Annotated in this window: 24 protein-coding genes and 1 tRNA gene; 14 read left to right on the top strand and 11 right to left on the bottom strand. The window is 40.5% G+C overall.

Translation table 11 applies throughout. The features are described from left to right. Positions 1–69 precede the first annotated feature (69 nt). A complete protein-coding gene (locus tag H5182_RS16560) occupies positions 70–678 on the bottom strand; it encodes a paraquat-inducible protein A (RefSeq protein ID WP_145238177.1) in 609 nt (202 codons plus the stop codon). Positions 679–725: 47 nt separating this feature from the next. Further along, the gene (locus H5182_RS16555) at positions 726–2,000 is read right to left on the bottom strand and encodes an EAL and HDOD domain-containing protein (protein WP_182732177.1); all 1,275 of its coding nucleotides are present in this window, start codon (positions 1,998–2,000) and stop codon (positions 726–728) included. Between the two features lie 255 nt (positions 2,001–2,255). Here H5182_RS16555 and H5182_RS16550 point away from each other — a divergent pair, with 255 nt between their 5' ends. Together H5182_RS16550 and H5182_RS16545 are read left to right on the top strand one after the other, a co-directional pair. Beyond that, positions 2,256–2,822, top strand: coding sequence for an alkylphosphonate utilization protein (locus H5182_RS16550; RefSeq protein WP_182760341.1), 567 nt, complete (start codon positions 2,256–2,258; stop codon positions 2,820–2,822). A 148-nt stretch (positions 2,823–2,970) separates the two neighbouring features. Continuing rightward, positions 2,971–3,783 (top strand): META domain-containing protein, encoded by an 813-nt coding sequence (locus H5182_RS16545; RefSeq protein ID WP_182732176.1) that lies wholly within the window; start codon positions 2,971–2,973, stop codon positions 3,781–3,783. A gap of 51 nt (positions 3,784–3,834) precedes the next feature. Here H5182_RS16545 and H5182_RS16540 read toward each other — a convergent pair whose 3' ends face one another. Continuing rightward, positions 3,835–4,674, bottom strand: a complete 840-nt coding sequence (locus H5182_RS16540) for a 23S rRNA (adenine(2030)-N(6))-methyltransferase RlmJ (RefSeq protein ID WP_182732175.1) — start codon at positions 4,672–4,674, stop codon at positions 3,835–3,837. A 234-nt stretch (positions 4,675–4,908) separates the two neighbouring features. On the opposite strand from H5182_RS16540, the gene zapB reads away from it, so the two are divergent. The 9 genes from zapB to H5182_RS16495 all read left to right on the top strand — a co-directional run bounded on the left by zapB (position 4,909) and on the right by H5182_RS16495 (position 12,284). Continuing rightward, complete coding sequence (gene zapB / locus H5182_RS16535; protein WP_145238165.1) at positions 4,909–5,139, top strand: cell division protein ZapB; 231 nt, start codon at positions 4,909–4,911, stop codon at positions 5,137–5,139. Next, positions 5,139–5,438, top strand: coding sequence for a cell division protein ZapA (locus H5182_RS16530; RefSeq protein WP_145238162.1), 300 nt, complete (start codon positions 5,139–5,141; stop codon positions 5,436–5,438). The genes zapB and H5182_RS16530 overlap by 1 nt, the downstream gene beginning before the upstream one ends. A gap of 107 nt (positions 5,439–5,545) precedes the next feature. Continuing rightward, a complete protein-coding gene (locus H5182_RS16525; protein WP_182760340.1) occupies positions 5,546–6,565 on the top strand; it encodes an MBL fold metallo-hydrolase in 1,020 nt (339 codons plus the stop codon). 54 nt (positions 6,566–6,619) lie between these two features. Next, the gene (locus H5182_RS16520; protein WP_182760339.1) at positions 6,620–8,110 is read left to right on the top strand and encodes a LysM peptidoglycan-binding domain-containing protein; all 1,491 of its coding nucleotides are present in this window, start codon (positions 6,620–6,622) and stop codon (positions 8,108–8,110) included. Between the two features lie 76 nt (positions 8,111–8,186). Beyond that, positions 8,187–8,675: a peptidylprolyl isomerase gene (locus H5182_RS16515; RefSeq protein ID WP_182732172.1), complete on the top strand. Its 489-nt coding sequence runs from the start codon at positions 8,187–8,189 to the stop codon at positions 8,673–8,675. A gap of 9 nt (positions 8,676–8,684) precedes the next feature. Continuing rightward, positions 8,685–9,413, top strand: coding sequence for an SDR family NAD(P)-dependent oxidoreductase (locus H5182_RS16510; protein WP_182760338.1), 729 nt, complete (start codon positions 8,685–8,687; stop codon positions 9,411–9,413). Beyond that, positions 9,410–10,252 carry an amidohydrolase gene (locus H5182_RS16505; RefSeq protein WP_182760337.1) on the top strand — a complete coding sequence of 281 codons (843 nt, stop codon included), beginning with the start codon at positions 9,410–9,412 and terminating at the stop codon, positions 10,250–10,252. Before H5182_RS16510 ends, H5182_RS16505 begins: the two co-directional genes overlap by 4 nt. Before the next feature lie 48 nt (positions 10,253–10,300). After that, positions 10,301–11,872, top strand: a complete 1,572-nt coding sequence (locus tag H5182_RS16500; RefSeq protein ID WP_145238144.1) for a S41 family peptidase — start codon at positions 10,301–10,303, stop codon at positions 11,870–11,872. 31 nt (positions 11,873–11,903) lie between these two features. Beyond that, positions 11,904–12,284 (top strand): hypothetical protein, encoded by a 381-nt coding sequence (locus H5182_RS16495; RefSeq protein WP_182732169.1) that lies wholly within the window; start codon positions 11,904–11,906, stop codon positions 12,282–12,284. A 149-nt stretch (positions 12,285–12,433) separates the two neighbouring features. On the opposite strand, the gene H5182_RS16490 is transcribed toward H5182_RS16495, so the two are convergent. The 4 genes from H5182_RS16490 to H5182_RS16475 all read right to left on the bottom strand — a co-directional run bounded on the left by H5182_RS16490 (position 12,434) and on the right by H5182_RS16475 (position 15,571). Then, positions 12,434–13,609 carry a mandelate racemase/muconate lactonizing enzyme family protein gene (locus H5182_RS16490; protein ID WP_064668182.1) on the bottom strand — a complete coding sequence of 392 codons (1,176 nt, stop codon included), beginning with the start codon at positions 13,607–13,609 and terminating at the stop codon, positions 12,434–12,436. A 28-nt stretch (positions 13,610–13,637) separates the two neighbouring features. Then, the gene (locus tag H5182_RS16485) at positions 13,638–14,405 is read right to left on the bottom strand and encodes a class II aldolase/adducin family protein (RefSeq protein ID WP_182735552.1); all 768 of its coding nucleotides are present in this window, start codon (positions 14,403–14,405) and stop codon (positions 13,638–13,640) included. Positions 14,406–14,565: 160 nt separating this feature from the next. Beyond that, entirely contained in the window at positions 14,566–14,889 is a 324-nt protein-coding gene (locus H5182_RS16480; RefSeq protein ID WP_145238134.1) for a c-type cytochrome, read from the bottom strand. Positions 14,890–15,031: 142 nt separating this feature from the next. Continuing rightward, positions 15,032–15,571 carry a DUF2058 domain-containing protein gene (locus tag H5182_RS16475; RefSeq protein WP_149980503.1) on the bottom strand — a complete coding sequence of 180 codons (540 nt, stop codon included), beginning with the start codon at positions 15,569–15,571 and terminating at the stop codon, positions 15,032–15,034. 222 nt (positions 15,572–15,793) lie between these two features. Here H5182_RS16475 and H5182_RS16470 point away from each other — a divergent pair, with 222 nt between their 5' ends. Further along, a complete protein-coding gene (locus tag H5182_RS16470; RefSeq protein ID WP_182760336.1) occupies positions 15,794–16,936 on the top strand; it encodes an MFS transporter in 1,143 nt (380 codons plus the stop codon). Here H5182_RS16470 and H5182_RS16465 read toward each other — a convergent pair. Continuing rightward, on the bottom strand, positions 16,903–17,403 hold the full coding sequence (locus H5182_RS16465) for a prolyl-tRNA synthetase associated domain-containing protein (RefSeq protein WP_145238125.1): 501 nt from the start codon (positions 17,401–17,403) through the stop codon (positions 16,903–16,905). The genes H5182_RS16470 and H5182_RS16465 overlap by 34 nt on opposite strands. Beyond that, positions 17,404–17,793: a hypothetical protein gene (locus H5182_RS16460; RefSeq protein WP_145238122.1), complete on the bottom strand. Its 390-nt coding sequence runs from the start codon at positions 17,791–17,793 to the stop codon at positions 17,404–17,406. A 175-nt stretch (positions 17,794–17,968) separates the two neighbouring features. On the opposite strand from H5182_RS16460, the gene H5182_RS16455 reads away from it, so the two are divergent. After that, positions 17,969–18,044, top strand: a tRNA-Ala gene (locus H5182_RS16455). 193 nt (positions 18,045–18,237) lie between these two features. On the opposite strand, the gene H5182_RS16450 is transcribed toward H5182_RS16455, so the two are convergent. Continuing rightward, positions 18,238–19,485 (bottom strand): glutamate-5-semialdehyde dehydrogenase, encoded by a 1,248-nt coding sequence (locus tag H5182_RS16450; protein WP_145238119.1) that lies wholly within the window; start codon positions 19,483–19,485, stop codon positions 18,238–18,240. Next, on the bottom strand, positions 19,482–20,588 hold the full coding sequence (proB, locus tag H5182_RS16445) for a glutamate 5-kinase (RefSeq protein WP_145238116.1): 1,107 nt from the start codon (positions 20,586–20,588) through the stop codon (positions 19,482–19,484). The genes H5182_RS16450 and proB overlap by 4 nt, the downstream gene beginning before the upstream one ends. A gap of 919 nt (positions 20,589–21,507) precedes the next feature. On the opposite strand from proB, the gene H5182_RS16440 reads away from it, so the two are divergent. After that, positions 21,508–23,370 (top strand): sodium:proton antiporter, encoded by a 1,863-nt coding sequence (locus H5182_RS16440; RefSeq protein WP_145238113.1) that lies wholly within the window; start codon positions 21,508–21,510, stop codon positions 23,368–23,370. Positions 23,371–23,434: the final 64 nt, after the last annotated feature.

Raw genomic sequence — 23,434 nt, 5'->3', positions numbered from 1 at the left:
TCTAGGTTCTAGGTTCTAGGTTCTAGGTTCTAGCGAAGTTTATGATAACTATTTAGTTAACACAAACGTTTAACTATTTTTTGGCGTAACTTTAATTAAGCTGCTGGCGGCGATGGCAAATAAGCAATAACCGGTAAAGTACCAAAAACCTGTACCAAATTCGGCATGCATGTTGATCAATTCCCCCATCTGGCCATCGGCGTTACCAGCAAGGTAAGCCACAATCAAAGCAATGACAAAAACATCTACCATGCTCCATTTACTCAAGCCTTGTATAACTTGACCGAGTATATGCTTTAATTTGTTCATCGGTATTAAACAATAAACTAATTGCATCAACAGTTTTAAAGCTGGCACCACAATTGAAAACAATGCTACCAATGCTGCGACTAGGTAATTTTTATTATTGGCAAGTTCGTTAACCGTGCCCCAAATGCTCCGTGTTTTTTTATAAGCACTAATTTCACCTTCGAGTTTATCAAGGCCCAACATGCTCGACGCCATCATTAACATATTGCGGGTATGACGGTCACCTTCATCAGCAATCATAGCAATGCCTGTTTTGGCGAGCTTTGATTTATCAATTTTCCCCTCAAGGGTTAGCACAGGCTGAGTAACGCCAGGTAATAACAACGCCAGAGCAATTAAAATAGTCGTGATCGGCAGTAATAAACGCATAGTCGTCTTTTAAAGTATATTGATAATGGCGCATCATACTCAAGGTATTAAGTATCTTCAATAATTGAGGCTAAAACCTCATCGCCGTATTGCCGTGCTACGAGCATGGCATTATAAATGACATCGATGGGAGAAGCTGGCCGAATGGTTTCTAACAATTTAACTGCTAATGGCCAATTATCTTCCTCTACCGCGCGAGCTAACTGCAAAGTAGCACCTAACATACCGTTAAAGTTAAGCAGTGCACTCGATAAATCATCGCCTAAACAAAACTCTTTTGCGATAACATCCAGTTCCATATTTAAAATAGCATCGAGCACTGACATCAAGCCAACTAAGTAACCACGCTGAGACATTTCCTTACCGCCAGGCTCTAGCATTAACTGCATGAAATGCGCACGAGTTAACCCCAACTTAGTTAGTTCACTAGGTTTATCAACCCCTAGTTCACTAAGGGCCAACACTCTTACAAATTGACGAATTGCATCTTCACCTAAATAAATAACCGCTTGTGAAATAGAGGTGATCACTAAATTTTGGTTACCAGAGCGTGCATTCACTAATTTAAGAATACGAGCAGTTAAACCGACGTCTTTAGCTACCCGCTGGTGGACTTCATCAAAATCGAGATCTGGGCGCGACGTACAGCGCAGCAAATCAAAAACAGCAAATTTAGATGGCTCAACATTATGGTAGCTGAGCATTTCTGGACGCGCGAAAAAGAAGCCTTGAAAGTAATCGCAGCCGGCACTTTTTAGCAACATAAATTGTTCGTGCGTTTCAATTCGTTCAACTATGATTTTTACATCAGGAAAACGGCGTTTAAGCTTTTTTAACAGCATATTGGTTTTAATGATGGGCTCTTCAACTTCAAGCTTTATATAATCAACTAAATGTAATAATGGCTCCCATTTTTCATCTCCATCATAATCATCGAGAGCAAAAGTATAGCCATCTTTTTTTAGAGCCGTAACTCGACTGGTCACTTTATCAATGTTGTCGGCTCGTTCAACGATTTCTATTACTGCGCTATCTGGTTGCAATAATTTAGGGAAATCATCTAACAGGGCATCTGAAGATAGGTTTATAAAAGCGCGTTGGTTCGCAGTAAGTTTATTTATACCAATAAGCATTAAAGCGTTAAAAAACAGCCGCCCAGTAGCCTGACCATCTGTTGTGCCAATAGGGAATGCGTTATTTATCGAATCTCGATACAGTAATTCGTATGCATAAATGCCTGTTTCAGCATCAAAAATAGGCTGCCTGGCAATGTATTGTGTAACAAGTTTTGGCACCTCGGCGGTTATCTGCGTATTAAGCATATTATTTCCTGCTAATAACTATAGTGACTCTTGCCAGCTAAATTGTTGTTATTTTATGTACTCAGTATAGTAAGGTTTTTGCGCCTTGCCTAAACTTGTAAGTAATAATGCTCCTTTTATTGAATGTCTGCAAACCATCTGTAAAGTCAAAGTTTTCACTATACCCACACTAAAATAATGGATAAGTTCTAATTTGACTGATGATTGAGTATAATAAGGGCTTACTTTTCTGTTAACCCCCAAAAGAGCCTTGATATGAGCATTGAACAAGCCTTAGTTGAACGCAGTAATAACCAATGTGAGCTATGTACTGCAACTGAAAACCTTTCTGTATACGAAGTGCCACCTGTCACTGAAGCTCATTCAGATAAATGTATTTATACTTGCCAAACGTGTAAAGACCAAGTTGAAGGCACCACTGATATTACCCCTACTCATTGGCATTGTTTAAACGATAGCATGTGGAGCCAAACACCTGCGGTACAAGTGGTGGCGTACCGTATGCTAACCCGTTTAGCTGCTGATAATGGCTGGGCACAAGATGCGCTAGACATGATCTATCTTGAAGAAGGTACGTTAGCATGGGCTAAAAAAGTACTTGCTGAAAATGATGATATTAAACATGTTGATAGCAACGGCGTGGTACTGCAAGCCGGCGATACAGTCACACTTATTAAAGATTTAGATGTTAAGGGCAGTAGCTTAACGGCTAAACGTGGTACTGCTGTGCGTAATATCGGCTTAACCAGCAACCCTGAACATATTGAAGGACGTGTTGACGGTCAGCGCATTGTTATTTTGACCAAGTTTGTGAAGAAGTAAATATATCTCGGCCTACAAAAAGGTGCATTTATGCGCCTTTTTTGTTATTAAATAACAACTTAGAATAATTAAGCTATGATTAAGTAACTACCCCGTACACTTATAGTAATTAAGAATTCACCGATTTAATTACATCAAGGAATAAGCCATGCTATTACACAAACCAAATGCAATTTTAAAATCGATTGTTGGTATTAGTCTATTAGCCAGTAGTGCTGTTGTGCTTTCAGGATGCCAAAATCAATCTGAGCCAACTAAACAAATGACTGATGATGCAGCTATGGCCACTTTAACAACTCAAGTTAGCTACCTTGATCGTAGTATGCTACGTCCGGGATCACAACTCACAGTGACTTTAGCTGATGTGTCAAAGATGGATACTGAAGCAGAAATAATTAGTCAACAAACTATTGATATCAATGGCGCACCACCTTACACGGTAGAGCTTAGTTATGACACAAGAAAAATTGCTCAACGTCATCGCTATAGTTTGATGGCACGGATCACCAATCAAGACCAACTATTATATGTAAGCACTACACATAACAATCCATTTGAGCAATCACAACAAGCACCTTTTGAAGTCGTCGTGTCTAAAGTTGCGCCGCAAAAGCCCAATGTCGATTTAGTAAATACGTATTTTAAAGCTGTTACTATAAATGGCGTGCAAGTCACTGTTGAAACAAAAGAACCCTTTATTCAATTTAGTAAAGATAACAAAAGCCATGGCTTTTTAGGCTGCAATAATTTTGCTGGTAGTTATCAAGTAGATCAACAAGCACTGACATTCAGCCCGCAAGCTAGTACTAGAAAAATGTGCTCTCAAGGTATGGAACAAGAAACTGCAATGTCTGGCGTACTAGAAAATACTGCGACGTGGAATATTAATGGTGAATCACTCACCTTAAAAGATAAGCAAGGTAAAGTACTGGCAACATTTAAAGCCGTGTATTTTAATTAACTCTAATCACTCTCTGTAATTAAACGCCCAGTAAACTGGGCGTTTCGATGTTTATTCGGCAACTAATTGTTCGCTGCGATAAAAGCCTGATGAATCGCTTAATAAGTTAACTAGTTCAGGTAATACCTTATCCATAGTTTGTTTTAACTTCCACGGTGGATTAATCACTATCATCCCCGATGCAGTCATGCCATGCACGTCAGTATCTGCTTCAGTCGCCAATTCAAATAACTGAATATTACGCATACCTGAAGCAATCAATCCCTCTTCCATACGCTCAATTCTTTCTCTGTCGACCACCGGATACCAAATCATGTAAGTGCCAGTAGCAAAGCGTTGATAAGCCTTCGTTAATGTTGTTACCACAGTGTCGTAATCGTCTTTAATTTCATAAGGTGGATCAATGAGTACACATGCTCTACGCGAAGCGGGGGGTAATAACCCCACTAGGCCCGTAAAGCCATCCTCGCCGCGGACACGAATTGAGCGCTTACCGCTCATGTTTTCTTGTAGTAATGCCAAATCTCGCGGATGTAGTTCAAAAAACCAACCTTTGTCTTGGCGACGCAAGAAATGCTCAGCAATTTTCGGCGAGCCCGGATAAAAAGCTAATTGTTCTGTGTCATTAAATGATTTAATTAAATCAATATAATCATTTAGTTCCTGATGCTCACTGCGATGTTGATAAAGCTTAGCAATGCCATTAAGGTATTCTTGCGTTTTTTGTGCATCAGCACTGGCTAATTCAAAAAAGCCAGCTCCTGAGTGAGTATCGATATAGTCCAATGGCTTATCTTTGAGCGTCTGGTAACTTAATACCTGAGCTAATACCAAATGTTTAACGACATCGGCTGGGTTTCCAGCATGAAATGAGTGTCTGTAACTGAGCATAATATAATTTCGCTTAAATAAACTCATTGAAGTTAGTTATATTCTACAACATAAAACGCCAAGGGTCATAAATTGCTGGCCATTAAGTGAACCACTTATGAACAAATTAGTCGCTAGCCTGAACAGCTTATTAACATTAAATAAAAATCAGCCAAAACACACGTAAATGCTGGCATATAAAGCAACTTTGCTTTACATTTGCATGACAATAATCACAGTTTTATGAGCGCCTTTATGAATAACGATACCCTTTCTCAACTAGAACAATTGATCGACCAATTAATTAGCCAAAATTCACAGCTACAAACTCAGGTTAGCGAGCTTAAAGATAAAAATAGTAAGCTAATCGATGAAAATGAAATTCTTCAACTTGAAGTACTTGAAAGTGAAGAAAAACAAAAAGACACCAGCACAACTTTAACGGGTTTACTTGAGAAGCTACAAAGCGCCCAACAGGCTAACTAATGTCTGAGCTGCAAAACCAGCGAGTCACAGTTGAGTTGCTTGGTAAAGAGCAGCAATTTGCTTGCCCAGCTGGGCAAGAGGATGCACTCATTGCATCAGCCAAATACTTAAATGATTTGGTTGATAAAATGAAGCAGCGCTCAACAGTGCGCAATGATCAAAAAGCCTTATTAATGGCGGCCTTGAATATTAGCCATGAGTTACTCGAAGCAAAAACACAGCAAAGCGTTACCCAACAGCAGCAGGATCAACTCATCGATAAGCTCAGTGCTTACTTAGGGCAATCGTCAGCCGAATAAAAAAAGCGCACTCGCGCTTTTTTTATTATCTCGTGGATTCCAGTATCAATTAAAAACAAAATCAGCTAACTTGCCTATTTTATTTTCTCTATTTTGGCAATACGGTTATGACTCACCCTTTTTATATCCCCACTCAGTTAACTGCACTTTTATTGCTAAGCTTTAGTCTTGTTGCACCCCGCTCTGCTGTTGCAGCAACACAGTGGCAAACAATCTCCCCTAACGTACAATTTTTAGAGCAGCAACGAGCCCTACGCTTTTATGACTCAAACCAAGTGCTCATTGAAGGTGATAAATGCGCGCTAATGTTTGATGCCAGTGGCGACTTTGCCGCTGTTGAAGCAACCGTTAAGCAACTAAAAAGCACCTTAAAAACCCCTTTGTGTTACTTAGTTGCTAGTCACTTCCACGACGACCATTTACTGGGCATGGCTATTTTGCAGCATCATTTCCCTGATGCTCAATTAATTGTCCATCAACAACTTGCTACTGAATTTAGTCAACTCCAACAAACCTATACTAATAAACTTGATAGTTATGAAAAAAGTATAGAATTGAGTTTACAGCGTTTAGCCCAGCAGCCCGAAGCGCAACAACAGCACTGGCAAAACAAACTCAACTTAGCTAAGCAGCGATTATTACGATGGCGCCAATATCAACTACAACCACCACAAACTTACGTTGTTGATAGCTTAACCATTGAACTTGGCAACTACCCGGTCACTATTAACGCACACCAAGCCCATACTAATGGTGATTTAACTCTCAGCGCCGAAAATCATCGCATTTTAGTCGGTGCTGATGTGGTTGATTGGCTACCTTATCCCGGCCATGGTAATTTTAATAACTGGTTGCCAATACTCACGCAACTTCACTCAGATCAGCGCATCAAGATAATCCTTCCTGGCCACGGAAGCGTACTTAAACGAGACGATTTACAGCAACCATTAAACTTTTTGCACGCGATACAACAGCATGTAACAAACTATCCAGAGCAAGATTTAGTGCAATTACAGCAAAGCTTTAATCAGCAGTTTGCGAAAGACTACCAAGTTGATGAGATAGCACGAAAAGCTTACCCGTTGTTTCTAGAGGCTGGACTTAAACGAGTTAAACAGTCAAAATAGCGCTCGCACACGGATGTGCTAGACTTTTAAAAGGATATTAATTTAGTGATTTTTATGCGCTGTTACCTCTTTGCCCTGTTTGTGACTTTAATCTTACTATCTGGTTGCCAAACAACTGAACCACATTCAGCGCCAAGTGATACTGTGCAAGCTCCGGTTATTTTTAATCACCTTAAACCGTCATCAAATAGCTCAGCACAGCCCACAGATACCAAGCATAAAAAACAAAAAATAACATTAACAGCTCCAGCGCAACAAGCCGCTACATCACCTCAAGCGCACACTCGTAATGACGATTTATGGCAACATATAGCCAACAATCTAACCATTAACATATACTTAAACAAAGCACTAAATAAACGGATTCTCTGGTATACCAAGCAACCCAAATACTTACAGATTGTCAGTGCCCGGGCTGCGCCTTATCTTTATCATATTGTTAGTAAAATAGAACAACGTAAGTTACCCATGGAATTAGCCTTATTGCCTTTTGTAGAAAGTGACTTTCGTCCGACTGTTAGCTCATCAGAACAAGCTGTTGGGGTATGGCAATTAGTCGGTGCGACGGCTCATCATTTCGGTATAAAATCAGATCAATGGTATGACGGGCGCAAAGATGTTCTCGCTTCAACAGATGCAGCTTTGGCCTATTTAGAGTATTTACATAAGCGCTTTGATGGCGACTGGCTACATGCATTAGCGGCTTATAATAGTGGCGAAGGACGTGTAAAGCGCGCCATCGCAGAAAATAAAAAGCGCGGCAAAAGCACTGATTACTGGTCGTTGAAATTACCCAAAGAAACCTCTGAATACGTGCCAAAGCTAATGGCATTAAGCTACTTAATACAAAACCCTCAGCACGGACTATACCGCCCTAAACTTGCCAACAAAGCCCTTACAACTGAGCTTAACGTTGGCCAGCAATTTGATTTTTCGGTGATTGCCAATTTATCTGGTATTGGTCGCAGCCAACTACACAAACTCAACCCTGGCTATTTAAAAAACCAAAGCTCACCTAATGGTCCCCATACTTTATTACTACCACTGCAACAGCAAAGCTTATTAAGCAGCCAGTTCTTTAAAAATAATTTCACTGGCGAATATACAGTGAAAAAAAATGATACTTTGTACTCGATTGCTCGTCGTTTTGGATTATCAGTTAACAAACTAAAAGCGATGAATAACAAAACCTCTAATTTAATTGGTATTGGTGAAGCATTGATGGTTGGCCAACCTCGCACCATGCCAGACTCGTTAACTATCAATTATAAAATCAGTCCTTACCTTGAACAAACTGAAATAGCGATCCCCACTATCGCTATTCAATATCAGGTAAAGCCTGGTGATACTATCTGGGGAATTAGCCAACTTTATGATGTGCCGCATAGTGATTTAGCCCGGTGGAATAAACTTAGTGCCTCGAGTATTTTAACGCCTGGCACGCAGCTGGTGCTACATTTGCCGCAAGCAACAAAGGCCGTGTCACAATTGCATGACGAAGGTTTACTTTCAGAGCTTGCAAGAACCTTAAAGCAACCACACTAACCGAACCAGTAGTTTATAATCCGGCTTATTTAGCGTAAAATTAGCTTTTCATTACAGTTAAATTAAAGAGATCGGCATGCAAATTAGCAAAAACTCGGCAGTTGAATTTCACTACACATTAAGTGAAGCGGGCGAGCAACTAGAAACAAGTACTGGCAGTGAGCCGCTAACCTATATTCATGGTTTGGAAGGTATGCTTCCAGGTCTTGAAACGGCTCTTGAAGGCAAGGCTGCTGGCGATAGCTTCAGCGTGACACTTACACCGAGTGAATCTTACGGTGAACGTGTTGATGATCTTATTCAACGCATTCCTCTTAAACACCTTCAAGGTGACACTAAAGTATGGAAGCCAGGTATGACAGCAATGGTTAGCTCTAATCAAGGCCGTCATCAAGTAACGATCGTGAAAGTAGGTCGTTTCAATGCTGATTGTGATTTAAACCACCCATTTGCAGGCAAAACTCTAACGTTTGATGTGCAAGTACTTAGCGTACGTGAAGCAACCAGCGAAGAAGTATCACACGGCCATGTCCATAGCGAAGGCGGTTGTGGTCACAACCACTAAGGAAATTACATGTCAAAGGTTGCTATCGTTACAGGCGGCAGTAAGGGTATAGGTCGTGCTGTTGTTAAGCGTTTTCTAAATAATGGTTACCAAGTACATAACCTTGATCTAGAACCTGCAAATTTAGGCACTTGGCACCACTGCGATGTGAGTGATGTTAGCGCAGTAAAAACGGTTATTGCAAAAATTGCCAGTAATGGCAAATGTATAGATGTGTTGGTATCGAATGCCGGCCGTCATCTAAGCGCGACAATTGAAGACACTGACGAAGCAACCTTCGATAGCTTGTTTGCACTTAATGTAAAAGGTGCCTACGCGGCAATTCAAAGCGTGTTACCAAGCATGAAAGCGCAACAAAATGGGGCAATTATTTTAATTGCCTCAGATCAAGCCATCATAGCTAAAAACAACTCGTTTGCGTATAACCTGACCAAACATGCGTTAGCCTCAATGGCAAAAACCACCGCATTGGATTATGCCCAGTTTAATATTCGCACCAATGCAGTGTGCCCAGGCACCATAGAAACACCGCTTTTTCATAATGCTATCGACGCATATTGTGCTCGTAGTGGCGCCGACAAAGCCACTATAGTTGCCGAAGAAGGCGCATTACAGCCACTCGGACGATTAGGCCAAGCTGATGAAGTCGCAGCATTGGTTACGTTTTTAGCCAGTGATGATGCCAGCTTTATTACCGGCAGTTTGCAAACCATTGACGGTGGTTACACCGCGCAATGAGTGAACGTATTATTGACCCCCACGTACACTTTTTTAATTTAGTCCAAGGGCAATATGATTGGCTACAAGGTAACAATCCTGTGCCTTGGCCAAATTTAGATACGATTAAAGCGCCCATAAGTGTTAACCAATTACAGCATATAAGTCAGTTTGAAATTGCTGGCCTAGTACACATTGAAGCAGGCTTTGATAACCAGCACCCCATCAATGAACTGCACTGGCTAGCTGAGCACTTAAGTGGCCACAATTATAAAGCTATCAGCTTTGCCAATATTAACAGTCATCCCGACGATTTTAATAATGCAATTACCGCTTTATCACACCCAAGCTTAGTGGGCATTAGAGATATCACCGAAGGCGCTGATGCCATGCGCTTAAGCGATGCTACATGCCATGATAACTTAGCGCTATTAGCCAGTAAGCAGCTGATATTTGAAGCTCAATTTGAAGTTGAAAAGCTTACGATTACCCAACAGCTAATCAACTACTGCCAACAACTTCCGCATTTACAATTAATAATAAACCATGCGGGTTTACCCAATAATCTGTCAATTTGGCAGCATGGGATCAGCCAATTAGCGCAACTACCTAACTGCTGGATTAAATTTTCAGGCTTTGAGCTACTCACCGCGCAGATGCAAGCTCAGCAACAGCAGTGTTTTAACTTTATCCTGCAGCACTTTGGCCAGCACCGCGTTATGTTTGCTAGTAATTTCCCTGTATGTCAAATCAACGCGAGTTATCAACAGCGTTGGTCAAACCATTTTAAGCTTTGTAACACTCATAATTTATGGCAAAAACTCAGCTACAAAAATGCTCAGCACTGCTACCAAGTTTAATAAAAAACCGCTATATTGAGTTATATTGTATAAAAACAGAGCATCATCATGGCTATCTCTTCTATTCAAAAGCTCACTATTGGGTTTTTCAATGTTTCTTTTCTAGCGTTTCTTTCTGGCTGTGGTGGCGGTAGTACAATGACCGACAACAACAGCAATGGTGGTGGCGACACTGGTAGCAGTATCAATTGGACGCAAGGTGTATTTCAGCCCTCTAGTAACTTTTATCAACAATGCCAAGTATTAAACGAAAAGCACTGGCTGCGATCATGGAGTAACGAAACCTATCTTTGGTATGACGAAATTATCGATCGTGATCCAGCGCTGACCCCTGCTGTAAGTGAATATTTTAAATTACTAAAAACCGAGCAAATTACCGAGTCAGGCGCAAACAAAGATAACTTTCACTCCAGTCTGCCGACCGCACAATGGAGAGCCCAAAGCCAATCAGGGGTAACCTTCGGCTATGGTTTTAACGTTAAATTAATAAGCCCTACAGCACCACGCCAAGGTGTGATCAGCTATACAGAACCTAACTCACCTGCAAGTGCGCAAAATCTTGCCCGCGGCTTTGAGATTTTAGAAATCGATGGTGTTGATTTTATCAATGCCAATACGCAAGCTGAAGTAGATACCCTCAACGCAGGTTTATATCCAACTAAAGTTGGTAAAAGCACCAGCTTTGTATTCAAAGATATAAATACCGATGAAACCCGCGAAGTTATTTTAAACTCGCAAACGATTACTTCTAGGCCAGTCACAAACGTGAAGACCTTAGCTGATGGCACTGTTGGTTACTTTCAATTTAATAGCCACAATGCAATTGCTGAAAAACCGCTTTATGATGCCTTTAATAATCTCAAAGCAAGTAATGTCACTGACCTAATTATTGATATTCGTTACAATGGCGGTGGTTTTTTACAAATGGCTAGTCAAGTTGCTTATATGATCGCAGGCCCCGCGAATACCAACGGTAAAATTTTCGAAAAAACCATTTTTAACGATCAACACCCAACATTTAATCCAGTAACAGGACAACGCTTAAAACCCGTCATGTTTACCAATGAGTTTGTTGGTTTTGCTGATAATCCTGCTCTAGTTGTTGGCACGCCATTACCAACCTTAAATTTAGAACGCGTGTACTTGTTAACTACCGCCAGCACTTGCTCTGCCAGCGAAGCGATAATAAATGGTTTACGCGGTGCAGATATTGAGGTAATTCAAATTGGCTCTGGTACCTGCGGTAAACCATACGGTTTTTATCCCACCGATAACTGCGATACGACTTACTTTAGCATTCAATTTACTGGCGAAAACAATAAAGGTTTTGGTGAATATTCAGATGGTTTTGCGCCGCAAAACACCACTGACAATGCCCGCTTACCAGTACGCATAGCCGGTTGCGCCGTTGCTGATGACTTTAGCCACCAGTTAGGCGATCCTGAAGAAGCGGTACTAAAAGCCGCGTTGGGTTATCGTGATAATGGTAGTTGTCCAGCAGCCAGTTCAATAGCCAGTAAGCAAGGTTTTGCACCTGCACGCTTTGGTGACACCCCAGCAGTATTAGATACGCGGGCTGGATCTCTTGCTGAGCAAAATAAAATACTGCCTTCGCATTAAGCGTTAGCATTAAACTCAAGGCAGAATTGTTATGCTAAAAGAATGTTCATCATCAATACTAGCCGCGCTCTTGATCTGCGGCTGCTCTGTACAAAATGAAAAACCAACACCAAAATTACAGCATGCATTACTAATAGAGCCACAAGGTGAACTGATTGCTCAAGGAATTGCTCGCCTAATGCGCTCAGAGAAGATTGCAGTAGCTAATGATGTGTTTATGAAGCGCAGCTTGATGGTCGTTGATAACGTCACTAAAACCGACGAGCTTGGCAACCCTATTATGGGTAAACAGCTAAACATGCCAGACCGTTTTGAATTACTGATAAAAAACAACCTATGCTTTGTACGTCATCTCGATAGCAAAGCCACCGAGCCGCTACCGGATGTACAATGTAAGGTGAATGATATCTAGGTGCTAGGTGCTAGGTGCTAGGTGCTAGGAAAATTTTAACGCTTTGAATTAGTAAGAAATAGTTTTAAATTTGCAAAGGTCAAAGTAGATAAACTTAATGAATAGCGAGCAGGAATTAGCTCGCTATTCATAGCTCGTAGCCTATGATTTTATTTGATCTCAACACGCTGAGAGCGCATCACTATTTCGTCGTTAAGTTCAATACCAATACCCGGCTCTTCAGACACTTCAAAGAAACCATTTTTAGGCTGTGGATCTTGCAAGCATAACTCACGGTTCCACTTTTTAATTGCATAAGTGTGATGCTCATGAATTAAGAAATTTGGAATAGCCGTTTCTAAATGTAATGATGCTGCGGTTGCAACGGGGCCGCCACAGACGTGAGCCTGAATACGCACATCAAAAATATCAGCGTAATCACACACTTTTTTAGTTTCAGTAAAACCACCACATAAACCGATATCTGGCTGTAATACATTAATACTTTGATCTTCTAAGTAAGGGCGCACACCCCAACGATTATATAAACGCTCGCCACCGGCAATTGGCACTGATACTTTATCTGCCACTTTGGCATGTAACGAATGATTTAAGTAGTTAACTGGTTCTTCATAAAACATACAGTCAAATTCTTTAGCGATTTCACCGATTTGAATAGCAGAGGTAACACCCGGTAAACTGTGGCATTCAAAAATGATATCGACTTCATCACCAACAGCTTCACGAATTGCCTGCATACGGGCGCGATATAGCTTCATTTCAGCACGTGAAATAATGTTAGTGCGGTCGTAATAGGTATTGCCGTCTTTATCATATTGGATCGGATCAACTTTAACGGCATCGTAGCCTTCAGCCACTGCTTTTAACGCCGCTTCTGCGTATTCTTGTGGATGTACCAGAGCTTTAAACTCAGTGTCCCAGTCAAACTGTAATTGCGAAGCATAAGTACGCAGCTTGTCGTTAACTTTACCGCCTAGCAACTGATACACAGGCAAACCTAGTGCTTTACCCTTAATGTCCCATAAAGCGGTGTCTATCGCGCTCATTGCTGCATAGACTACTGGGCCCCCACCTAAACCCCAAAAGCTTTCACGCAGCATACGCGACCATAACTTTTCGGTTTGAAATGGATCATGACCAATTAAGAAAGCATCAGCCATTTCTTTGATCATAGCAGCGGCAGCACTGTGTCCTAAATCATAAGCAAGGCCAGCTTCGCCAACCCCGCTAATACCTTCGTCAGTATGAATACGGACAAATACAGGAGTCCAAGCAGGTCTGTCTGGACAGTGGATATCAAAAACTTCAACGCGATTAACTTTCATGACAATTCCTTATTAACCAAGGCTTAGGTTATTTTGCAAAACTAGGATCAAGACGATGGGCCTTACGTAACATCGCAGGCCAAGCTAATTGCCCACCGGTACTTCCGCTGTGCACTACATTCGCTTGATTATAAATATTATCGATTATGGCTTGAGGTACTGGTGTAACAGCTTGGCCACTGGCTTGTAAAGCCAGCTGTATTTCACAAGCACGCTGTAAATCATAAAAACGCATAAATGCATCACCAACCGTTGGCCCCACAGTTAAACCACCATGGTTTACTAACAACATATGATTAGTATTAGCGAGATCATCTTGTAAACGTTTTTTCTCATCGCTATTAACTGCTAAGCCTTCATAGCCGTGATAAGACAATGACGGCAGTGAAAACATTGAATACTGGCTAAGTGGCAGCAGACCATTTTGCTGCGTGGCAACGGCAATCGTTTCTTTAGTATGTAAGTGAATAACACAATGAGCGTCATCACGCACTTCGTGAATCGCGCTGTGAATCGTAAAACCAGCAGGGTTGATTGCAAATGGCGTGTCATCTAAAATATTTCCGGCCAAGTCCACTTTGACTAGGTTAGAAGCTGTTACTTCATCAAATGTGAGGCCAAACGCATTCACTAAATAATGGTCAGTCCCCGGCAAACGCGCCGATAAATGTGTGTAAATCAAATCACCCCAACGAAAATGCTCAACCAACCGATAACAGGCGGCAAGATCAACTCGTAACTGCCATTCTTGTGCAGAGACTTTATTTTTTAAATCAAGTTGTGGTAATTCAAACATTATGGGGCCTTATTTAAACGCGTTAAAAACAAAACACGAAATAGATGGATAGAAGTCTAAAGTAGTGTGCGTGGATGATCAATATTTAAAACAAAACAGCCACACCAAATTGGTGTGGCTGTTTTCGGTGAGCCCATTGATAACTCACACTCAGCAAAAATTATTTTACGTTTGCTAAGTAATCGGCAATAGCGACCATTTCTTCTTCAGTAACAGTCGCAACCATCGCTTTCATCGCTGCAGTCATGCCATTGTTGCGCGCACCTGATTTAATGTCTTTCATTTGTGCCACTAAGTAGTCTTTATTCTGACCATTTAGTTTAGGATACATTGCCATGATCGGTGCCTTACCTTCAGGGCCATGACATGTTTGACACATTTTTGCTGTATAAAGCGCAGCACCATCGGCAGCCATGCTGTTAAATGACATACTAGCAACCATAGAGAGGCTTGCACCTAAGAGTAATTTTGTTATCTTGCTCATTGTATTTTCTCTTCTTTTTGACGGTTTATAAAAATTATTAGCTTAATTGTAGACCATAATAAAGGATCTTTGTACATCACATATGTACGTAATTTATACACCAAGTAGATCACCAAACACGCTGTTCAAGTCATCTCTTAGGCTACCATACTAAATCATCTGGTACTTCAAAATCAGCGTATGGGTCATCAGCATCTTTGCCTTTGTCTTCAGGTTCTACATGAAACACGATGTACTTTTCATCAACTTCTGCCACTTTACGGGCTGGCTCATCTTCAAGTACAAAAAACTGCCCTTCCAATACACAAATTGCCAGTCGGCCACCTGACAAGGCTTTTTGCGTTTGTTCATTTACGTCGAGCTCTTTGACTTTATTTTCGTAAGTAAAATTGAAAGTCCGCTCACCACGAATCGAATCTTGATTATGATGTTCTAATATCTGCTTTACGCGGGCAACTTGCTCACGTTGCTTTAACTCACCTTGGCGAGCTTGATTTAATTCTTCTGCTTTTTTCTGCTGTTCTAACTTTGTTTGCTGAATATGCTTTTGCAGATCACTAGGGTTACTGGTCGCCCCTTTTTTTGGCTTTTTTTGTTGCTTACGCTTTTCACTTTTAGCAACTTTAGCTTTATGTGATGTGGTTAATCCTGCTTGTAGCAATTGGTCTTGTAATGAACCCATAGCTTTGTTCCATTAAAAACTGATATTAGCTTTATTTTAATCACCAATTAAAACAAATCATAGTGCTGTGGCCATTAATCTAGCAAAGTGTTGTGATTGAAAACCTGATTTAGCGCAATAAATACTTATTTCTAGAATAAAAGTAACCACTTAAAGAACGCGTTGAGGTTGAATTTAATATCAATCAGGTTAAGCTGTGTTTTTTGTAGTAGGGCCAATAAAATGCGTTTCGGTCATTTATTAGTTTGCTCGCTGTTTATCTTTTTCGTGCTCTATGCACCGCAGCCATTATTAAGCTTATTTGCAGAGCAATTTTCAGTTAGTCCTGCAACCGCAGGTAGCTTGATGACGGCAACTATGCTCCCTTTGGCGATTGCTCCTTTGGTATACGGCTTATTACTAGCTAAACGTAACCCTTTAACAATTCTTCGCTACGCGATGCTAGTACTAGCTGTTACCTGTGTTGCTTTTGCCTATGCCCCCAGTTTTGAGTTATTACTGTTACTACGATTTTTACAAGGTTTAACCTTGCCTGCCGCACTCACCGCAATGACCACTTACATAGGCAGCACTTATCAAGCTGATAGTTTGCAAAAGAATATGACCTTCTATATTGGCAGTACAATTGCTGGGGGTTACTTTGGCCGAGTGTTAGCGGCTATTTTTGCTGATTTATGGACTTGGCAAAGCTTCTATTTTGTTATTGCCGCAGGTTTAATTAGCTTTGCACTGAGTATTCCACGTAATCAAACAGCCATTGTTAACAGCACTCTTTCCCCATTAAATTATTTAAAACAGCTCGCGAATGCTGCGGTATTAAAATTATATGGTGCGGTGTTTTGTATGTTTTTTTGGTTTGCTGCGTTATTAAATTATTTACCGTTCATTTTACAAGACACTTTTTTAATTACTAATATCCGTGATATTGGCTTAGTTTATAGCGGTTACTTGATTGGCGCCCTCGCCTCTATTGCGACTCCTTGGTTATTAAAAAAGAGTATTTCACCGTGGCATTTATTGTCTGCTATATTTGCTTTTTACAGCACTACACTAGTATTTTTGATGAGCTCACAATTAGTGATTTTTTTACTGGCATTCACTGGTTTTTGCGGCGCGATGTTTATTATTCATTCAACCGCAGCGCCACTGGTTAATAAAATAAGCAGTGCACCACCGAGTGTCACTAATGGTGCTTATGTGTCGTTTTATTATAGTGGCGGGGCTTTAGGCTCTTTTGTACCAGGCTTGGTATATCAACAACTTGGCCATATCGCATTTATGGCCTCGTTATTATTAGTCTGTATATGCGGATTAATTTTAGTAAGTTCGGCTTATCTAGCGGGTAAAAAAACCACTTTAGGCTGATGCCCTGTGGTAGCAAAAAAAGCGTCTAAATCGGCTTTTTTTAATAACCATGTTTGGGTGTTCTCAAATGGATGACAATGAAATAGATCACCAAACCATATGTCTTGGTCAAGCCATAAAGTGACATCATTTTGCTTATCATTCATCAGAGCAAGCATAGATACACATCCAGGTGCGACTTTTAAAAAGCGTGCTAAGCGCTCATCAGAGGCAAACCCTAAGCGTGACAAGCCTTGATATTTAGCCAGTGATTTTAAGTCTAACTGCTTGTCATGTGCGGTGATCACCAAAAAATGCTTTTTACCTTCGTTATCACGCAAAAATAAGTTTTTTAATCGCGTTCCGGGCCGTTCCACCATTAATTCATCTGCAGCAAGACTACTATGTAATGCAGGGTGTTCGATAACGTCATAATTGATATTTAAATGCGCTAACAGCGCCGCTAATTTACTTTTATCCGCTAACATTTATAAACAACGCCCCATCAAGCGTACACTTAAATCTCGCCACAATACTTCATTTATCTCATATTTATCGTTGCGACAATATTTTTTGTCATGCAACTCTTGTTTTAATAAGTGCACGGCTTGATCTTCTAATTCTAATTTTAAGCTATTTGATTCTTCAAAATATTCTTGCTCTGCAAAGTTTTTAAATTGCTGGCGTGTCAGTGGTCGATCTAAGTTTAAATTTGCGCGACTATTGGCTTTAACCGATACCACATAAGCAAAAATCTTATTACCTTGCTCATCTAATTTAGTGTGTAACTGTTTATTATTAATTTCAAAAGGCGGCTCATCACTTTGGCTAGCACAACCACAGAGTAAAACGAGTAACATCAACGCGTATTTTTTCATTATTAGTATCATTCCTGTTATCCAGTGACCGTTAGTCTACCAAAAATTCATTGTTTGCGTAAAAATTCAAAAAATATATAAATAATACTTGACCAAATTTAGAAATCTCATTAAAGTTCGTCCCGCTTGAAACGGAACCTCAAGTAGGTTACGAAATTCGTAACTTTAGGAATGTGGGGCTATAGCTCAGCTGGGAGAGCGCCTGCCTTGCACGCAGGAGGTCAGCAGTTCGATCCTGCTTAGCTCCACCACTTTCCTACTCTTCAATTTTTGTCACTATGGCTCTCATGCCAAATTCAATTTTTAAATCTTTCTCATTTTAATCAAAAAACTGTTTATTTTATGTTAGTTATTTTTTAGCTATCAGTTGTGCGCTGCATGGTATTTACGATCAAAAATGCCGAGCATAAACTCGGCATTTTAATTTGGTTATTCGACTACCAATTATTCGCGAATTTGACCTACACCATTGACGAGGTATTTCTCCGTCGTTAATGATTCTAAGCCCATTGGACCGTAAGCGTGTAGTTTTGACGTTGCGATACCAATCTCTGCACCTAAACCTAACTGTGAGCCATCAGAGAAGCGTGATGAGGTATTAACCATCACAACTGAGGCATCAACACTGCGCTGGAACAATTCAGCCGCGGCTTGGTTTTTAGTGCAAATAACTTCCGTATGGTTTGAACCAAATTGCGCAATATGCTCAATTGCACCAGCAAAATCTGGTACTACACGAATAGCGATTTCTAAATCTAAATATTCTTCGCCAAATTCCTCTGGCGCAAGCACTGTTGCATCATCAAAATATTGTGCGGCTTGGCTATCTGCATTTATTTTTACACCTTCTTGGCGTAATACAACAGCACATAAATTTAAAAACTCATCTGCAACATCCTGATGAACGACAAGTCCTTCTAATGCATTACATACGCCAGTACGCTGAGTTTTACCGTTCAGTAGCAAGTTAATCGCCACTTCTAAGTCAGCGTCTTTATCTACGTATAAATGACACACACCTTTAAAATGCTGGATCACAGGAATTGTACTGTTATCTGTTACAAAGTTAATTAGCCCTTCGCCGCCGCGTGGAATAATTAAGTCAATGCTGTCACGTTGCTGCATCAATTCCATTAATAATCCGCGGTCTGGATCTGGAATAACGGAGATTAACGCTGCCGGTAAATTATGCTGCTCTAATACTTGATGCATAACACTAGCAATTGCTTGCGAGCTTTTAAGCGCCTCTTTACCACCACGTAAAATAACCCCATTACCTGATTTGAAGCATAACGCTCCAGCATCAGCGGTTACATTTGGACGCGCTTCATAAATCATACATACCACACCAAGTGGTACACGCATTTTACGAATTTTAATCCCGTTAGGACGTTCAGTAATATCGCGTAATTGACCCACCGGATCATCAAGGCTTACAATCACTTCAATGCCTTCAGCCATCGCTTCAATACGTTCGTCATTAAGCGTTAAACGGTCAATCATAGCGGCTGCTAGATTGTTATCACGGGCTGCGGCTAAATCACTTTCGTTTTCTTTAATAATAAATGCTTTTTGTTGGCGTAATGCTGCAGCCATATCCAGTAGCACCTGATTTTTAGTCTCGGTATCGAGTAAGGCTAACTGATGTGCCGCTTTTGCTGCCTGACGTGAAATATCTGTAATTAAACTCATGACTTCTCCAATAATGCGATATCTTTCTCTGAAATAACGGGACCAATCGAATCTTGCATCTTGTCGCTAAATTCGCTTTGTTCGTTATCAGCTATAAAATTCAATAAACAACTACTGTAATTTGCAGTTGCTTTGGCTAATCGAGTGCCGTCGCTGCTACGTACCAAAATGGTATCGCCTATTGCAAACTCACCATGCACTGCGACAATTTCATCGCCACGGATACAGCCAGTTTCACCTTCTAAAGATTCATCGTATGAACCTGCGACAACGACTTCACCTTGCTCACTTGCAGTATGAGTCATCCAGTGAACAGCTTCTTGCATCGGTTTTTCGTATGGTAAGAAAATAGTACCTGGGTTCTCACCTTCCAGCAGTTTTGTAAATGTCTGCTCTTTAAAACCATTAATTATATAAGTAGTAATACCATGTGAAGTCGCTTTTTCAGCTGCTTCAATTTTAGTTTTCATACCACCTGTACCAACCGCACTGGTAGCAGATCCTGCCATAGCATAGATTGATTCATCAATTGATTTAATTTCAGGCAGTAATATTGCATCATCGTGCAGATTAGGGTTTTTATCATAAAGCCCATCCACATCTGAAAAAATCATCAATGCATCAGCATCTGCTGCAGCAGCGACCATTGCCGATAAGTTATCATTATCACCGACTTTTAAATCATCAGTTGTCACCGTATCATTTTCATTCATGATTGGCAGCACACCATGATCCAACAAAGTGAAAACAGTTTCTCTAATACTCTCATAACGCTCACGGTCACGTAAGTCACCATGAGTTAATAAAATCTGCGCCGATGGGAAATCAAAAAAGCGGTCCCACATAGCCATCATTTCGGTTTGCCCTGCTGCTGCCATGGCTTTTTTCATTGCCACAGTGCGCTCTTGTGTCTTCGGAAATAAATGCGCGCCAGCGGCAACTGAGCCTGACGAAACTAAAATAACTTCAATTCCTTGACTACGACAACGAACAATAAACTGAGCGATGGTTAATAAATAGCGTGAGCGACAACCATCTTGATCAGGTGCAATCAATGCGCTACCTACTTTTAATACGATACGTCGCCAATTTAACTTTTGCATAAATGTTCAACTTTCCATTTTAACTGTGACTTACCCTAGTTTGGATAAATCTGAAAACAACCACCTAGTGTTTACCTAGGTTACGAGTTAACAATTTGCACTTGCTTTTGCTCACTTTCTTTAGCCATCACTTTTTAATACTCAGCCGGAAACGCTCACTTAGTTAATTAACAAAGTGCGTTAGATATAGCATAACTTTGGCTCAATCATTAAGACTGAACAGTTATAAAGTAAATAAAAAGTGTTGTTTATGCATCGCTGTAAAAAGCTGTGTGAAGCTTTTTTATTAACAACATACATAGAGCCTCTAAAGTCTGGTACACCAACAGATAGGGTGATGACTCAAGGACCGAGATTTGCTCACCACGATGGGTGTCAAATATTGAGTAAGTAACAGTTCAACTCAAACAATATGAATCACAATAAAATGTAATTTATGTTCAAATTAACTAATTACTAAAAATGAGTAAAATTGTACAAACTGCATTCAAAACAATTAACAAATTGATTTTTAAGCATATAAATATAGTGACCTCAATCTAAGTTGTTGTAATTTAAAGCAACTTAAAAATAACTATATGTATTCGCTTAGACCTAACAAGTAACTAATTAGATGACTAATTGTTTGAACACTAACTATATTACGCTACTTTTAGCCTAAAGATCAAGACTATATTTTATTCACTCGGCTTACTATTGCAGCTAATAAATTTTAAAGTCTATAAGATTCAGTTAGTTAAACAGAGTTTAATTTGTTTCAAATATTTCAAAACCAATAAATTATCATTTCTTCTACAAATAAGTTCGTAAACAGCTAAAATTCTATTAGGAAAAATTAACATACACGTGTATACCCCTGTATTATAAGTATCGAAAGGTTTACTCCTAACTGTTGTAATAAATAAGGAATACTTCATCTATGTCAGCTATTTATATCGCAGGGATCGCTCTATGTTCGGTTCTCGCCCAATGGATAGCATGGGGTTTTCGTGTCCCAGCTATTTTATTTTTGTTACTTACAGGCCTATTGCTTGGCCCTGCTACGGGTTTACTTGATCCAGATGCACTGCTTGGTGATTTACTCTTTCCTGTGGTCTCGCTCAGTGTTGCGGTGATCTTATTTGAAGGTTCTTTAACTCTACACTTTCGAGAACTCAAAGGTATTGGCAAGGTAGTCCGTAACTTGTGCTCTATTGGCATGATTACGACTTGTATAGTGATAAGCCTAAGTGCCTATTGGATTTTAGAACTCAACTGGCGTGTAGCAGCGGTGCTCGGTGCGGTATTGGTTGTTACTGGCCCAACAGTTATTGCACCGCTATTAAACTCAATGCGGCCAACCCAAGACATTGATCGCATACTACGCTGGGAGGGCATTGTTATTGACCCAATTGGTGCTTTATTTGCGGTTTTAGTATTTGAAGCGGTAATGCTAGTTGGTCAAGGTGAAGTGTTTATCCATACCGTAATCGCCTTGTTTAAAACCTTAGGAGTCGGTTTATCTATTGGCGTGGTCGCAGGTTGGCTTACAACGTTACTGATCCGCCGCGAATGGCTACCATTTGAATTACATAAATTCGGCATCTTAGCTCTGGTACTTATTAGCTTTACAGTCTCAAATCATTTGAGCCATGAGTCAGGTCTATTAGCGGTTACTGTATTTGGTATTTGGTTAGCGAACCAAGACGATTTAGAAATTGATTCTGTTTTAGAGTTTAAAGAAGATCTGTCTATGATCTTAATTTCAACCTTATTCATTTTGCTTGCTGCGCGTTTAGAATTAGCTGATTTAATGATGCTTGATGCCGATGTGTTTATCTTTTTGGCTATCGTATTATTTATCGCTCGCCCATTGTGTATTGCGATCTCCACTTTCGGCACTGAGCTACCAATTAAATCTCGCTTAGTACTCGCGTGGATTGCTCCGCGCGGTATTGTCGCAGCAGCGGTAGGCTCTGTTTTTGCTATTAGTATGATGGAAGCTGGTGTTGCTGACGCCGAGAAAATGGTGCCACTGATTTTTACCGTTATTATTATCACAGTAGTTCTGCAAAGCTTAACTGCGATTCCGATTGCGAAGCTATTAGGTGTTCGTCAGCCTTCACCTAATACTATTTTGATCATTGGTGCAAACCATGTCGCTCGTGCCATTGCTTGTGGGCTAAAAGAGCAAAATATTCAAGTACACTTATCAGATCCAGCTTGGGAAAACTGCCGCATGGCACGTATGGATGGGCTGCCTTGTTATTATGGTAACCCGCAATCAGAACATGCTGAACGTTACTTACCCCTGACAACTCTACGCAGCGTAATGGCGCTTTCGCCAAACCGCCATCATAACGCGCTAGGCGTGCAGTATTTTTCACATTTATTGAATGAAAAGAACGTCTTTTCATTGCGTTCTTCTACCTCTCACGCCAAAGCAAACAAAGACAGCGCGACGTTTCTATCTCGGCAAATTTTGTTTGGTGACAGCGGCTCTTATGCACGTTTAAGTAGCTTAATTGCCAAAGGCGGCAAGGTCAGTGTAACGCGAATTTCTGAAGAGTTTAACTGGGGCAAATACCAAGAGATGAACAGCGATGCAATTCCGTTATTCATCCTCAATGGTGACAAAGACAGTGATGATGATAGCCCTATCAAACTGCGTCCGTTTACTATTAATATGGAAAAACCGCCGCAAGAAGGTGAACGTGTCGTCGCGATGCTGCCACCAAAAATGTCGGTATTGAAAGATCCTAATAATGGCAAAAACAAAGAACCGAAAGAAATAAAAGAGTAAAACGAAAAGGGCTAGGTATCACACCTAGCCCTTTTACTTTCAACTTGCTAACTGATCAGCTCAT

It is taken from the genome of Pseudoalteromonas sp. SG44-17 (genome assembly GCF_014164235.1).
GTDB lineage: Bacteria > Pseudomonadota > Gammaproteobacteria > Enterobacterales > Alteromonadaceae > Pseudoalteromonas > Pseudoalteromonas rhizosphaerae.
This window is presented reverse-complemented; position numbering and strand designations above follow the sequence as displayed.